The 14528-nt window shown below is 41.3% G+C and carries 12 protein-coding genes; all 12 read left to right on the plus strand.

Going from position 1 to position 14528, the window contains the following annotated elements:
- Positions 1-15: 15 nt before the first annotated feature.
- The 12 genes from rsmD to ACNSN3_RS12910 all read left to right on the plus strand — a co-directional run bounded on the left by rsmD (position 16) and on the right by ACNSN3_RS12910 (position 14525).
- Positions 16-621 carry a 16S rRNA (guanine(966)-N(2))-methyltransferase RsmD gene (gene rsmD, locus ACNSN3_RS12855; protein WP_024601716.1) on the plus strand — a complete coding sequence of 202 codons (606 nt, stop codon included), beginning with the start codon at positions 16-18 and terminating at the stop codon, positions 619-621.
- Positions 622-766: 145 nt separating this feature from the next.
- Positions 767-982 carry a 30S ribosomal protein S21 gene (gene rpsU, locus ACNSN3_RS12860; protein ID WP_002957797.1) on the plus strand — a complete coding sequence of 72 codons (216 nt, stop codon included), beginning with the start codon at positions 767-769 and terminating at the stop codon, positions 980-982.
- Positions 983-1001: 19 nt separating this feature from the next.
- Positions 1002-1448, plus strand: a complete 447-nt coding sequence (locus tag ACNSN3_RS12865; RefSeq protein WP_008114877.1) for a GatB/YqeY domain-containing protein — start codon at positions 1002-1004, stop codon at positions 1446-1448.
- A 160-nt stretch (positions 1449-1608) separates the two neighbouring features.
- Positions 1609-3360 (plus strand): DNA primase, encoded by a 1752-nt coding sequence (gene dnaG, locus ACNSN3_RS12870; RefSeq protein WP_109874083.1) that lies wholly within the window; start codon positions 1609-1611, stop codon positions 3358-3360.
- Positions 3361-3484: 124 nt separating this feature from the next.
- Positions 3485-5326: an RNA polymerase sigma factor RpoD gene (rpoD, locus tag ACNSN3_RS12875; protein ID WP_010391796.1), complete on the plus strand. Its 1842-nt coding sequence runs from the start codon at positions 3485-3487 to the stop codon at positions 5324-5326.
- Between the two features lie 71 nt (positions 5327-5397).
- Positions 5398-6279 carry a 50S ribosomal protein L11 methyltransferase gene (prmA, locus tag ACNSN3_RS12880; protein ID WP_054202602.1) on the plus strand — a complete coding sequence of 294 codons (882 nt, stop codon included), beginning with the start codon at positions 5398-5400 and terminating at the stop codon, positions 6277-6279.
- Between the two features lie 282 nt (positions 6280-6561).
- Positions 6562-7533: a tRNA dihydrouridine synthase DusB gene (gene dusB, locus ACNSN3_RS12885; protein ID WP_010391792.1), complete on the plus strand. Its 972-nt coding sequence runs from the start codon at positions 6562-6564 to the stop codon at positions 7531-7533.
- 19 nt (positions 7534-7552) lie between these two features.
- Entirely contained in the window at positions 7553-7843 is a 291-nt protein-coding gene (gene fis, locus ACNSN3_RS12890; protein ID WP_002957804.1) for a DNA-binding transcriptional regulator Fis, read from the plus strand.
- A 235-nt stretch (positions 7844-8078) separates the two neighbouring features.
- Positions 8079-9665 carry a bifunctional phosphoribosylaminoimidazolecarboxamide formyltransferase/IMP cyclohydrolase gene (gene purH, locus ACNSN3_RS12895; RefSeq protein ID WP_418607640.1) on the plus strand — a complete coding sequence of 529 codons (1587 nt, stop codon included), beginning with the start codon at positions 8079-8081 and terminating at the stop codon, positions 9663-9665.
- Positions 9666-9774: 109 nt separating this feature from the next.
- Positions 9775-10593: a class I SAM-dependent methyltransferase gene (locus ACNSN3_RS12900; protein WP_075169883.1), complete on the plus strand. Its 819-nt coding sequence runs from the start codon at positions 9775-9777 to the stop codon at positions 10591-10593.
- Between the two features lie 14 nt (positions 10594-10607).
- Positions 10608-11891: a phosphoribosylamine--glycine ligase gene (gene purD, locus ACNSN3_RS12905; RefSeq protein ID WP_418607643.1), complete on the plus strand. Its 1284-nt coding sequence runs from the start codon at positions 10608-10610 to the stop codon at positions 11889-11891.
- A gap of 93 nt (positions 11892-11984) precedes the next feature.
- Complete coding sequence (locus tag ACNSN3_RS12910; RefSeq protein WP_418607644.1) at positions 11985-14525, plus strand: EAL domain-containing protein; 2541 nt, start codon at positions 11985-11987, stop codon at positions 14523-14525.
- Positions 14526-14528: the final 3 nt, after the last annotated feature.

The raw sequence follows: 14528 nt of genomic DNA on the forward strand, positions 1-14528 counted from the left end.
TTTTTAGTGAGTTAAATGAGAAAAAAAATCACACCAAATAACACCACCCATAAATCAGTCGATGGCGTTATTAGAATCATTAGCGGCCAATTTCGCGGTCGAAAACTGCCAGTAAAAGACGTTCAAGGCTTGCGCCCTACAACCGACAGAATAAAAGAAACAGTATTTAATTGGTTAATGCACGATACCCGCGATGCGCGTACTCTCGATTGCTTTGCCGGTTCCGGAGGTTTAGGGTTCGAAGCGCTATCTCGCTTTGCTAAAAACACCACATTTTTAGAGCTTGATCCGTTAGCAGCAAAACAGCTAACGCAAAATGTTGCCACCCTTAATGCGCAAAATGCACAGGTACTCAATACTAATACCCTGACCTTTCTTGAAAGCAAAAACACCAATGACACATTTAATTTAGTTTTTATTGACCCGCCATTTCGCAAAAATTTAGCCCAATCATGCTGTGATTTATTAGAAAATAATCAATGGCTCGACCCTGACGCACTAATATATGTTGAAGTAGAAACCGAGTTAACTTCGTTCAAAGCACCTAATAACTGGTTGTTAATAAAAGAGAAAAAAGCTGGGCAAGTTTTTTGCAGGCTATACCAACGGCATATAAATTAGCACTGTTTTAGCGGTCGGGTTTCTGTTAATATTATCCTTTACATGTGGTGTTGCTTCGGATTACAATACCGCACCATTTTTGAACCACTTGATCAATGTTTGATCAACTTGAGCAACGCTCATAATTTAGGTAGGTGAATTTTTAATGCCAGTAATTAAAGTAAGAGAGAACGAACCGTTTGACGTAGCACTTCGTCGCTTCAAGCGTTCATGTGAAAAAGCAGGTATCCTTTCAGAAGTTCGTCGTCGCGAGCACTATGAAAAACCAACAGCTGAGCGTAAGCGTAAAAAAGCAGCTGCTGTTAAACGTCACATGAAAAAACTTTCTCGTGATAACGCTCGTCGCGTTAAATTATACTAATATATTAGGTCTTGTATAAATGAGCCTTTTAATAACGCTAAAAGATGCGCAAAAAGATGCGATGAGAGCTAAAGACAAACAACGTCTTAATCCTATTCGCATGGTACTTGCTGCAATCAAGCAACGTGAAATTGACGAGCAAATAACACTAGACGACGCAGGTATTACCTCCGTTATAGTGAAGCTTGTTAAACAACGTCGCGACTCTTACACTCAGTACAAAGATGCTGGGCGTGATGATTTAGCTGAAATTGAAGCCAATGAGATTACAGCACTTGAAGCTTTTTTACCTCAACAATTGAGTGAAGAAGAAATCATTGCTCTCATTGACGCGGCTATTGCTGATACTAACGCAGCAGGTATGCAAGACATGGGTAAAGTAATGGGTATAATCAAAAGCAAAGCCGAAGGTCGTGCCGATATGGGTAAAATCTCAGGTTTAATTAAGCAACGATTAACTGCCTAATACTCCCACATACATTAAGTATGATTGAAGTAAACCGAGCCTTGAGCTCGGTTTCTTCGTTTAGAGCACTTCAAAAAAATATGCATTTGTGTTCCAATCTCTGCGTATTATAATTCGCTTTTAACACTTTTATATTTACCTTAGGGCTGTACTTTAAACAATGGCTGGAAAGATCCCACGCAACTTTATCGATGATTTATTGGCACGAACCGATATTGTCGATCTGATTGACTCAAAGGTAGGGTTGAAAAAAGCAGGCAAAGACTATCAAGCTTGCTGTCCTTTTCACAATGAAAAATCGCCTTCGTTTACTGTATCGCAAGATAAACAGTTTTATCATTGCTTTGGCTGTGGCGCTAACGGCAATGCTATTTCTTTTGTTATGGAATATGACAAACTTGAGTTTGTTGATGCAATTGAAGAGCTAGCCAGTTTACTTAACCTAGATGTTCCTCGCGAACAAGGAAGTAGTAATGGCCCAGAACGCACCGCAGCACAAAAACGTTCTGACTACGATTTAATGCTCCATGCAGCGCGTTTTTATCAACACCAGTTAAAACATCATAGTAATTCTGAAACAGTAATAGACTATGTAAAAGGTCGCGGCTTAAGCGGCGCAACAGTTAAAAAGTTTATGATGGGCTATGCGCCCAGCGAATGGGAAGGCCTCTGCCAACAGCTTGGACGTAATCAAGAACAAAAAGAGCAATTAGTTGAGCTAAAGCTCGCATCTGAAAAAACGCCAGGTAAGCAATTCGATTTTTTCCGTGATCGTTTAATGTTTCCTATTCGTGATAAACGCGGTCGCGTCATTGCTTTTGGTGGCCGTGTAATGCAAGCAGATCAGGGGCCAAAATATTTAAACTCTCCTGAAACACGAATATTCCACAAAGGCTTTGAACTTTACGGCCTTTATGAAGCAAAACAAGCACATAAAAAACTCGATCATGTACTCATAGTAGAAGGTTATATGGACGTTGTTGCGCTGGCTGAACAAGGCATAGAATACGCAGTTGCCGCACTCGGCACAGCGACAACCAGCGAGCATATGCATACCTTATTTAGAACCACTGACAAAGTTATTTGTTGCTACGACGGTGACCGTGCAGGTAAAGATGCCGCGTGGCGTGCACTGGAAAATGCACTTCCTTACTTAAACGATGGCAAAGCACTGCATTTTGTATTTCTACCTGATGGTGAAGACCCTGATTCACTCGTTCAACAAGAAGGTAAAGAGGCTTTTGAGCAGCGGCTAGAAAACGCCGATGACTTCACTAAAGTGCTGTTTAATAAACTCAGTAAAGAAATTGATTTAACGCTCGATTCCGGTAAGGCTAAGTTACTCAGTGCAGCACTGCCATTAATTGAAAAAATCCCAAGTGAGTTTTATCAAGAAAATATCTTGGAGCAACTTGGCAGATTAATTGGTCGCACCCGTGAGCAACTCAATAATCACTTAAAAACACCAAAACAGCAGCAGGCAATTGAACGTAAATTTAAAATTACACCGATGCGCCAAGCGATAGGCATTTTAGTTCAGCACCCTAATTTGGCAAAAAGCGTGCCCTACTTGCCTGATTTAGCACAAATGAATATTGCAGGAATCGGCTTGTTATTACGCCTACAACATCAAGCGTTACAAAAAGATGGCATTACCACTGCACAAATTCTCGAATCATTTAGAGACACTGATGACTATGAGCCATTAACTAAGTTGGCGACATGGCAACATCAAATAGATGAAGAGCGTTTAGAGACTGTTTTTCAAAATACTTTTAAATTTATTGAAGATCAGTGTTTAAATTATCGACTAGAGACCCTATTAATAAAAGACAAGACACAGGGCTTAAATAGCGATGAACGACTAGAATGTCATTTGCTAATGACAGCGTTAAAAACGACTAACGGCTAGTCAGATTTGATTTAGGCTGTTATACTGTGCTATTCACTGCGTCACATTATTCTGGTTAGCCTTTGAGCAAACTCCATGATGGCGCCTGTTGTATCAACTTATCAGAGTGGAAGAAACAATCTCTATGGATCCAACTCCTCAGTCACAATTAAAACTTCTGATTCAAAAAGGTAAAGAGCAAGGTTACTTAACTTTTGCAGAAGTTAATGATCACCTTCCACAAGATATTATCGACTCAGATCAAGTAGAAGATATCATTAGCATGATTAATGACATGGGTATCAAGGTTAGCGAAAACGCGCCTGATGCTGATGAATTAATGATGCAAGAAACCACGACAGACGAAGACGCAGCGGAAGCTGCCGCTGCAGCCCTTGCTACTGTAGAAAAAGAAATCGGCCGTACAACAGACCCTGTTCGCATGTACATGCGTGAAATGGGTACTGTTGAACTTCTTACCCGTGAAGGCGAAATTGTTATCGCTAAACGTATTGAAGAAGGCATTAACCAAGTACAGATTTCGGTTGCTGAATACCCAGAAGCGATCACTTACCTACTTGAACAGTGGGATAAGTTTGAAGCTGAAGAGATGCGCCTTAGCGACATTATCTCTGGCTTTTTCGATCCTGATGCAGACGAAGCACCACCAATTGCTGCCACTAACATTGGTTCTGAATTAAGCGAAAAACAGCTTGATGACAGCGACGATGATGATGACAGCGATGATGAAGACGAAGAAGAAGTAGATACAGGTCCAGATCCTGAAGAAGCGCGCATCCATTTCGAAAACTTACGTGATTTATACACTAAAGCACGTGAAACATTCGATAAAAAAGGTCGCTCTCATCCAGAATCTCAAGCCGCAATTTTAGAAATTGGTGAGTTGTTCAGAACCTTTAAACTTGTGCCTAAACAATTTGACCGCATGGTTAATAACATGCGTGAAATGATGGACCGAGTTCGCGTTCAAGAACGTCTTATCATGAAGCATGCAGTACAAGTTTCAAAGCTTCCAAAGAAAACCTTTGTTAAGCACTTTGCAAACAACGAAACTGACACAGCATGGCTTGATATTGAAATTGCAGCTAACGAAAAGCATTCAGCTAAACTTGAAGAAGTGAAGCCTGAAATACTTCGTTGTATTAGCAAACTTTCTTCAATGGAAGAAAGCACTGGCTTAAGCATTGAACGTATTAAAGATATAAACCGTCGCATGAGTATTGGTGAAGCGAAAGCGCGCCGTGCTAAAAAAGAGATGGTAGAAGCGAACTTACGTCTGGTAATTTCAATCGCTAAAAAATACACCAACCGTGGTTTACAGTTCTTGGATTTAATTCAAGAAGGTAATATTGGTTTGATGAAAGCGGTTGATAAGTTTGAATACCGTCGTGGTTATAAGTTCTCCACTTATGCTACGTGGTGGATTCGCCAAGCAATTACTCGCTCTATTGCTGACCAAGCAAGAACGATCCGTATTCCAGTACATATGATTGAAACGATCAATAAATTGAACCGTATTTCACGTCAAATGTTACAAGAAATGGGTCGTGAGCCAAATCCAGAAGAATTAGCTGAACGCATGATGATGCCTGAGGATAAAATCCGTAAGGTACTTAAGATTGCAAAAGAGCCAATTTCAATGGAAACACCGATTGGTGATGATGAAGATTCGCACTTAGGCGACTTCATTGAAGATACTACTATTGATTCGCCTATCGATTCGGCAACAATGGAGTCTCTTCGTGGCGCAACTAACGATGTGCTCGCTGGCTTAACTGCCCGTGAAGCGAAAGTACTACGTATGCGTTTTGGTATTGATATGAATACCGACCACACGTTGGAAGAAGTAGGTAAGCAGTTTGATGTAACACGTGAGCGTATTCGTCAAATTGAAGCGAAGGCACTACGTAAATTACGTCACCCTTCTCGCTCTGATTTACTGAAAAGCTTTTTAGACGCTAAATAATCTAGCGTTACATTATGAGTTAACTCAAAAGGCCGCTGTAGCGGCCTTTTTTCTATTTCAAGGAAATAAACATGGCTTGGATCCAAATCCGTATCAATGCCAATGCTGCAACCGCAGATGCAGTTAGTGACTTATTAATGGAAGCTGGTAGTGCTTCTGTTACTTTTATTGATGCTAAAGACACCCCTATTTACGAACCCAAAATTGGCACTGTCGTTTTTTGGGCTGATACCACAGTAATTGGTCTGTTCGAAGCTAATCACGATATGAACGCCGTGGTTGCGTTATTAAAGCGCCATGATGAGCTCAAAGACAATTTAGTTTACAAAATCGAGCAACTCGAAGACAAAGATTGGGAACGTGAGTGGATGGATAACTTCCACCCTATTCAATTTGGCGAAAAACTATGGATTTGCCCTAGCTGGCGCGATATTCCAGACCCTGACGCAGTCAATGTGCTACTTGATCCTGGCCTTGCATTTGGTACTGGCACGCACGCCACCACCGCGCTGTGTTTAAAGTGGCTTGAAAGCCAAGACTTAAGCGGCAAAACGGTAGTCGATTTTGGTTGTGGTTCAGGCATATTAGGCATTGCAGCAATTAAACTAGGTGCAGAGCGCATGATAGGGATAGACATTGACCCGCAAGCGCTAGAAGCAAGCTTAGATAACGCTAACCGTAATGGCGTTGCTGACAAGCTTGAAGTTTATCTACCAGAAAACCAACCTGAATTTACAGCCGATATTGTTGTGGCAAATATTTTAGCGCAACCTCTGCGTGAGCTTCATAGTGTGATTTTAGGACTATTAAAACCAGGCGGTAAAATTGCCATGTCGGGCATTTTAGAAGAGCAAGCAAAATCGGTTGCCGATATATATGCGCCCTTTATTGAACTTGATGAGATTGCCATTGAAGGCGACTGGACCCGAGTCAGTGGCATTAAAAAAGCATAATAGTGCGTTTTTTCAAAGTTTAGAGTATTAACTCAAAAGTCGTTTCTAGAGCCTGTATTTAACAGGCTTTACTATTTTTTTACATAATAAAAAATAAAGATTTTTTATTATAAAAACAACGACCGTTCAAAATTCACACAAATAAACCGCTTCGTCATACGGTTATCAAATGTCAATACGAAAAGAGCAAAAAAAAGTCACTTTTGTTCAATTTATAGCCTTTGATTTTTGCGCAAAAAGCCGTAAACTTAGCGCCCCTTGAAAAGAGGCCTATTGAATATCGTGCGTATCGGTTCATACCAACTTGAGAATAATGTCATTGTCGCGCCTATGGCGGGCATAACAGACAGACCATTTAGACAGTTATGTCGTCGTTTAGGCGCTGGCCTTGCTGTGTCTGAAATGCTGTCGTCTAATCCGAAGGTTTGGAAAACCGAAAAGTCGATGAACCGAATGGATCATTCTGGTGAGTCGGGTATACGTGCGGTGCAAATTGCAGGAGCAGACCCTGAGCTTATGGCACAGGCCGCACAATTCAATGTTGCAAACGGTGCACAGATCATAGATATCAATATGGGGTGCCCAGCAAAAAAAGTGAACAAGAAACTTGCAGGCTCAGCCTTATTACAGTTTCCAGAACTCGTGGAAGAGATTATTGATGCCGTCGTTAATGCGGTTGATATACCTGTAACACTTAAAATCCGTACTGGATGGGATCAGGACAACCGTAATGGTGTAGAGATTGCAAGAATAGCTGAACGTTATGGCATTGCATCACTGGCTGTACATGGGCGCACGCGCGCATGTATGTACAAAGGTGATGCTGAGTACGCCACAATTAGGGATATAAAACGTTCAGTGTCGATACCTGTGGTTGCTAATGGTGATATTACATCACCTGAAAAAGCAAAGCAGGTTTTGGACTATACGGGTGCAGATGCCATCATGATTGGTCGAGCCGCCCAAGGTCGCCCTTGGATATTTAGGGAGATAGACCACTATTTGCGAACTGGTGAACATATGCAGCCACCTGCTATTGCAGAGGTGCGCAGTATTTTAATGGAGCATTTAACCAACCTCCATATGTTTTACGGTGAGCCAATGGGAGCACGAATCGCTCGCAAACATGTATCTTGGTATTTGCAAACCCATGACAGTGACGGTCAGTTTAGGCGAGTATTTAATGCGCTCGACAATTCCGAGGAACAGGTCGTCGCATTAGAGCAATACTTTAAAACACTAGCAGCTAACTAAGAAAGAAAGAGACTTTATAATGTTCGAACAAAACGTGACTTCTCCATTTATCACAAACCCTCATGTTCAGTCACACGAGAAACCGCAGCCATTGCGTGATGCAGTAAAAAAAGCTGTTCACCACTACTTAAAACAGCTTAACGGTCAAGATGTGCAAGACGTTTACGACCTTGTTCTTTCTGAGCTAGAAGCGCCATTGCTTGAAGAAGTAATGACTTACACACGTGGCAACCAGACTCGTGCGGCAATTTTACTAGGTATCAACCGTGGTACTTTACGTAAAAAGCTAAAAAAATACGGTATGAACTAATACCTAAGGTATTGATGCCGTAATTGCTTTACCGCGCTTACTGATTCAATACACTGAGTGTTTTATAAAACACTCTTAAAAAAGCACCTTAGGGTGCTTTTTTTATCTGTAAAATTTATTAACGAAATTGCAAAATGCTCACGCTTTATGGGTCGTTATAAGTCGTTTTTTGAGTCGTAATCAGTTAAAATACGCGCTTCTAAGCTAGCTCATTAACTGAGGAAATCAAACTACAATGGATACACATCGTCCTATACGTCGCGCACTTTTGAGTGTGTCAGACAAAACCGGTATTGTTGAATTTGCCCTTGCACTAGAAGCACAAGGTGTTGAAATACTTTCAACTGGCGGCACTTGTAAACTACTTGCTGATAATGCGATTAAAGTTACCGAAGTATCAGATCACACCGGACACCCTGAGATCATGGATGGTCGCGTAAAAACCCTACACCCAAAAATTCATGGCGGTATTCTTGCTCGTCGTGGCCAAGATGAAGGCGTAATGGCAGATAACAACATTTCTGCTATCGACATCGTTGTAGTTAACTTATACCCCTTTGCGAATACTGTCGCTCAAGAAAACTGCAGCCTTGAAGATGCTATAGAAAACATCGATATTGGCGGCCCAACCATGGTGCGTGCAGCAGCTAAAAATCACAAAGATGTGACGATTGTTGTTAACGCAAACGACTATGACCGTATTATTAGCGAAATGCAAAATAACAACGGCTCAACTACTTACAAAACCCGCTTTGATCTAGCTATTGCCGCTTATGAACATACAGCGCAATACGATGGTATGATTGCTAATTACTTCGGTAAAATGGTTCCTGATTACACAGAAGAAGCCGCTGAAGATACTAAGTTCCCACGTACTATTAATATGCAATTCACTAAAAAGCAAGATATGCGTTACGGTGAAAATTCGCATCAAGATGCCGCGTTTTATGTTGAAAACGACATCACTGAAGCGTCAGTGGCGACAGCCACTCAGCTACAAGGTAAAGCATTATCGTTTAACAATATTGCCGATACCGATGCCGCACTTGAGTGTGTTAAAGAATTTGATGTACCGGCGTGTGTTATTGTAAAACATGCTAATCCATGTGGTGTTTCAATTGGCGAAAATATCTTAGAAGCATACGATCGCGCCTTTAAAACTGATCCAACGTCAGCGTTTGGCGGCATTATTGCTTTTAACCAAGAACTTGACGCAAAAACTGCACAAGCGATTGTTGAACGTCAATTTGTTGAAGTTATTATCGCACCAAGCGTAAGTGCAGAAGCGGCTCAAATAGTCTCGGCTAAGCAAAATGTTCGCTTATTAGAGTGTGGCGAGTTTTCAGCTAAAGGCACAGGCCATGACATTAAACGCGTTAATGGCGGCGTTCTAATTCAAGACCGTGATTTAGGTATGGTAACGCAAGGCGACTTAACGGTTGTTTCTAAGCGCCAGCCTTCTGAGCAAGAACTTAAAGACTTACTGTTCTGTTGGAAAGTGGCTAAATTTGTTAAATCAAACGCCATTGTTTATGCCCGCGACGGTATGACTATTGGTGTTGGCGCAGGCCAAATGAGCCGTGTTTACTCAGCTAAAATTGCCGGTATTAAAGCCGCTGATGAAAACCTTGAAGTTAAAGGCTCAGTCATGGCATCAGATGCATTTTTCCCATTCCGTGATGGCATTGATGCTGCAGCCGCAGCAGGTATTACCGCGGTTATTCAACCGGGTGGTTCAATGCGCGATGAAGAAGTAATTGCCGCAGCTGATGAAGCTGGTATGGCAATGGTGTTTACGGGTATGCGCCATTTCCGCCATTAATCGCTTAAAGAGCTAACTGCTTCAGTTAGCTCTTTTTGTTTGCATCAAATTCACGTATTCTGCTTATTCTATAACCATGACTAACAATTATAATGTGAAGGATTAGACGATGAAATTTGCACTAAAATCTCTACTGGTTGCCACACTGTCATTAAGCTCAACAATGGCATTGGCACACAACCATGGCCACGACTCAGCATTAACAAATGCAGTTAAAGCAAGCGAGCGCAGCAGTGAACGCGACCAATACCGCAATCCTGTAGAAACCCTCGAGTTTTTTGGCTTTAAACCAACAATGACTGTGGTAGAAATTGCGCCTGGCGGTGGTTGGTATAGTGAAATTTTAGCGCCAGCACTAAAAGAGCAAGGCACCTATTATGCCGCGCATTTTCCTGCTGATTCATCGGTAGGTTACTACCAACGTTCTCTTGCTGGTTTTAAAGCTAAAATCGCTGAAGATGCCCGCTTTAGTGACGTTAAACTTACTGAGTTTGCTCCTTCTACTCATTTAGATATTGCCCCTGCAAGTAGCGCCGATATGGTACTTACTTTTCGTAATGTCCATAATTGGTTCATGAGTAAAGACAAAGACGCAGCAAGCAATGCATTTAAGTCTTTTTATACAGCACTTAAGCCTGGCGGCACTTTAGGCGTAGTTGAACATCGCCTACCCGAAGAGCAAGCCGATGAAATGCAAAAGTCATCAGGTTATATGAAGCAGAGTGTGGTTATTGCACTTGCTGAACAAGCAGGTTTTGAACTTGAAGCAAAAAGCGATATTAATGCAAACCCTCTTGATACAGCCGATCACCCTAAAGGGGTATGGACCCTTCCACCGAGCCTTAGACTTGGCGAGCAAGATGCCGCTAAATATAAAGCCATAGGTGAAAGCGACCGTATGACGCTGAAATTTAAAAAACCGCTTTAAATAGGATATTCGCCATGAATGTATTAGTCATTGGCAGCGGCGGCCGCGAACACGCACTTGCGTTTAAGGCCGCTCAAAATACAAAAGTAAACACTGTTTATGTTGCTCCAGGTAATGCGGGCACAGCCCTTGAGCCAAAACTTGAGAACGTAGCAATTAACGTTGAAGATCTTGATGGGCTACTTAGCTTTGCACAACAAAATAATGTTGAGCTAACCATTGTTGGTCCAGAAGTGCCGCTAGTATTAGGTGTTGTTGATAAGTTTCGTGAACACGGCTTAGCTATTTTTGGCCCAACAGCAGGTGCAGCCCAGCTTGAAGGGTCTAAATCGTTCACTAAAGACTTTTTAGCACGTCATGCTATCCCAACCGCTGATTACCAAACGTTTGAACAAATCGACCCTGCGCTTGCCTATTTAAAAGAGAAAGGCGCACCGATTGTTATAAAAGCCGATGGTTTAGCGGCAGGTAAAGGCGTGATTGTAGCTATGGATGAACGCGATGCAGAAGAAGCCATTCGCGATATGCTTGCGGGTAATGCCTTTGGTGAAGCTGGCAGCCGCGTTGTCATCGAAGAGTTTTTAGAAGGTGAAGAAGCGTCGTTTATCGTAATGGTTGATGGTGAAAACGTACTGCCATTTGCAACTAGCCAAGATCATAAACGTGCTTACAATGGCGATGCTGGCCCAAATACTGGCGGTATGGGCGCTTATTCTCCGGCACCGGTAGTGACTGATGAAATTCATCAACGCATTATGAATGAAGTGATTTACCCTACGGTAGAAGGTATGGCTAGCGAAGGCCACCCGTACACTGGCTTTTTATATGCAGGCTTAATGATAGATGACACCGGCACACCAAAAGTAATTGAATATAACTGTCGTTTTGGCGACCCTGAAACACAACCTATGATGCTACGTTTGCAATCAGATTTAGTTGAGCTGATTGAAGCTGCTAACCGTGTAGAGCTTGATAAAACTACCATTGAGTTTGATTCACGCGCTGCTGTAGGTGTTGTTTTAGCTGCCAAAGGCTACCCAGATAGCTACCCGAAAGGCGATGCGATTAGTGGCCTGAAAGTAACTTACCCTGAAGGCAAAAAAGTTTTTCATGCAGGGACTAAGCAAGATGGCGATAACGTAGTAACTGCCGGTGGTAGAGTATTATGTGCAACGGCACTAGGTAATACCGTTACCGAAGCGCAACAACGTGCCTATAAACTGGTTGATGAAATCAGCTGGGACGGCATGGAATACCGTACAGATATAGCCTATCGTGCAATTGCTCGTGAACAATAATTATTGAGTTTTACTCATTAAACTTTATAAGCGCAGATTATCTGCGCTTTTTACTGCTACACTATAAAAAAACAATCAGGGCACAGGTTAATATTGGAATTTAAAACCTTGCGCTATCATGCGATAGCGGTCGTAATACTTATTTTTATCTTTTTTATTATCAGCACATTGGCAACAAACTTTGTGATGCCATCTCGCTATACCATAGATAAAATAACCCCTGTTTATCTTGATCATGCATATTACATAGACAAGAGTAAAACACAAAACTTCGCAGAAGTAATGAACAATAAAGCGCAGTTTACACAGCAAAAATTTAACGATATTCCTTGGAGTTTTCAACAGCAAAATTATTGGTTACGCCTTGATTTAGAAAACAAAAGCAGTCAACAAGAAGATGTGGTGGCGCATTTTGATAATCCGATGGTGGATCACCTTACTATATATAGGCTCAATAGTAATAACCAGCTACTCGACACTTATAAGCTTGGTGATAAAGAGCCGCGTCTTACTTTATTTAAGTACAGCGTGCCCCATATTCGCTTTAAACTAGATGGTCAGTCTAAACAACAATTAGTCATAAAAATAGATACCGTGGGGATCAGTAAAACCCCAATTCACTTATATCGCCATACCGTATTTGTTGACTTAGTTCGCTCACAAACAGGCATTTGGGGAATTTTTGCTGGCGTACTATTAATGGCCTCGCTATATAACCTATTACTTTATTTTGGTATTAAAGACCGCGTATATTTAGTTTACATTGGCTACATTATTAGCGCTATTGCATTAATGGGCACCGTGCTGGGGTTTGGCTTTTATTTATGGCCGCTTGAATGGCAGTTATTTATTCACGAAAAAGTCATTGTGGTCAACTACACCATTGCGTTTTTTACCCTCGCCTTTTGCACACTGTTTTTACGTTATCATAAAGACGGTTGCTGGCGGTATAAATTAAGCATCGGCTTATTAAGACTGATGCTAGTTCTAGGGACATTGAGTTTTTTCATTCCTGAAAATATAGCCGCACCGATATTTTTTGTGATTTTAGGAGCGCTCTATATTGTCTGCTTCATTTTAATTTACAACAAATTAAGAAGCGGTTTTCGTTGGGCTAAGTTTTACGTATTTTCGTGGGTGCCACTGATCATTGGCGCAGCTATCCAACCTCTAGAGCTCACAGGCGTTATTTCCTATAGTTTTTCAATACGCCATGCTTTTTTAATGGCCATTTTGTGTGAAATTGTCCTAATGGCAATGGCACTTGCTGATCGGATTCGTTATCAGCGTGAGCAAGCGCTATATCATGCAACACATACCCAGCAAACTAAGCTACTTAATAGCGCTAAACTAAAGTATGCCTTTATGGCACTCAAAGCCCAGCGACGCTCTACCACTTTATGCTTGGTGAAAATACGTCATTTTAACTCTCTAAATACCATTATTACGCCCTCGCAAGGGTATGAGCTAATTAAACATGTTGCTCACGAACTTGAATGCCAATTAAGCTTTGAACGAGAGTTTTTCCATCTCAACAGTGGTATTAATCAGCCCGCTAAAATTGCTGATTTAGGCAGTGGCGTATTTGCCTGTATTTCCACTAAAAACCAGAGTCAGCATACGCTCGAAGAATTACTCAAACAGATCTTAAATAAGTTACCAAAAACATATCAAATTAAAGGTCTAGACTTACAACTTAATTACAGTGTTGGCATTAGTGGTTACGGTAAACGTGATGATTTTGAGTTTTGGTTAAAACGAGGCTATTTAGCATTACACGACGCTAAACATAACCTAAGCAAAGTAAGCTCATCACTTGCGCATGATAACCTTACCATGGACGTTGCTCTTGCAGCCAAGCTACAGCAAGCGATAAGAGAGGATCAACTTGCCCTTTATTATCAACCACAAGTGAGCTTAGAGGAGTGCAGTATACACGGCGCGGAAGCCCTACTACGCTGGCCAGATGCTGACTTTAAAAATATTTCGATAGAAAAGCTAATTATACTCGCCGAACACACTGGTATTATTAATGAATTAACAATTTGGGTTATTGAACAAGCCTGTAAAGACATTGCAAAGCTGGCATCCGATGGCATAAGCAATCATAGTATTAGTATTAATTTAAGTGCAAAAAATCTAGCCATTACTAATTTGACCGAAAAAGTAGAGAATATTTTGATTAAGTATCAGGTTGCTCCTCACTTATTAAAGTTTGAACTGACTGAGTCTGCTTTTGTCGAAAATCAAGATGCATTAGTCACCCTAGTTGATGAGCTTGCTACTTTGGGCGTTAAAGTAGTACTAGACGACTTTGGCACTGGTTATTCATCGCTTAGCTACTTGGTTAACTATCACTTTAGCGAACTTAAAGTAGATAAGTCATTCGTGTTTGATTTAACTGATAACCGTGCGCATCAGGTTATTGTGCAAACAGCCATAGATATGGCACATAATCTGGGCCTAACTATCACGATTGAGGGCGTAGAGACTCAAGAGGTTCATCAGCTACTTACAACTATGAACGCCGACCGTACTCAAGGCTACCTGTATGCCAAAGCACTCTCTTATGATAATTATTTAGACTTCTTAAAAAGCCAATACAGCCTAAAAATGTTAAACTCCCCTTTTTAACAT

This window comes from Pseudoalteromonas sp. US3C1004 (assembly GCF_048401065.1).
In the GTDB taxonomy this organism is placed as follows: domain Bacteria; phylum Pseudomonadota; class Gammaproteobacteria; order Enterobacterales; family Alteromonadaceae; genus Pseudoalteromonas; species Pseudoalteromonas undina.

Bases quoted from the DNA above. Each gene is read 5' to 3' on its own strand.
- rsmD (WP_024601716.1), top strand. From the start codon at position 16: ATGAGAAAAAAAATCACACCAAATAACACCACCCATAAATCAGTCGAT.
- rpsU (WP_002957797.1), top strand. From the start codon at position 767: ATGCCAGTAATTAAAGTAAGAGAGAACGAACCGTTTGACGTAGCACTT.
- ACNSN3_RS12865 (WP_008114877.1), top strand. From the start codon at position 1,002: ATGAGCCTTTTAATAACGCTAAAAGATGCGCAAAAAGATGCGATGAGA.
- dnaG (WP_109874083.1), top strand. From the start codon at position 1,609: ATGGCTGGAAAGATCCCACGCAACTTTATCGATGATTTATTGGCACGA.
- rpoD (WP_010391796.1), top strand. From the start codon at position 3,485: ATGGATCCAACTCCTCAGTCACAATTAAAACTTCTGATTCAAAAAGGT.
- prmA (WP_054202602.1), top strand. From the start codon at position 5,398: ATGGCTTGGATCCAAATCCGTATCAATGCCAATGCTGCAACCGCAGAT.
- fis (WP_002957804.1), top strand. From the start codon at position 7,553: ATGTTCGAACAAAACGTGACTTCTCCATTTATCACAAACCCTCATGTT.
- purH (WP_418607640.1), top strand. From the start codon at position 8,079: ATGGATACACATCGTCCTATACGTCGCGCACTTTTGAGTGTGTCAGAC.
- ACNSN3_RS12900 (WP_075169883.1), top strand. From the start codon at position 9,775: ATGAAATTTGCACTAAAATCTCTACTGGTTGCCACACTGTCATTAAGC.
- purD (WP_418607643.1), top strand. From the start codon at position 10,608: ATGAATGTATTAGTCATTGGCAGCGGCGGCCGCGAACACGCACTTGCG.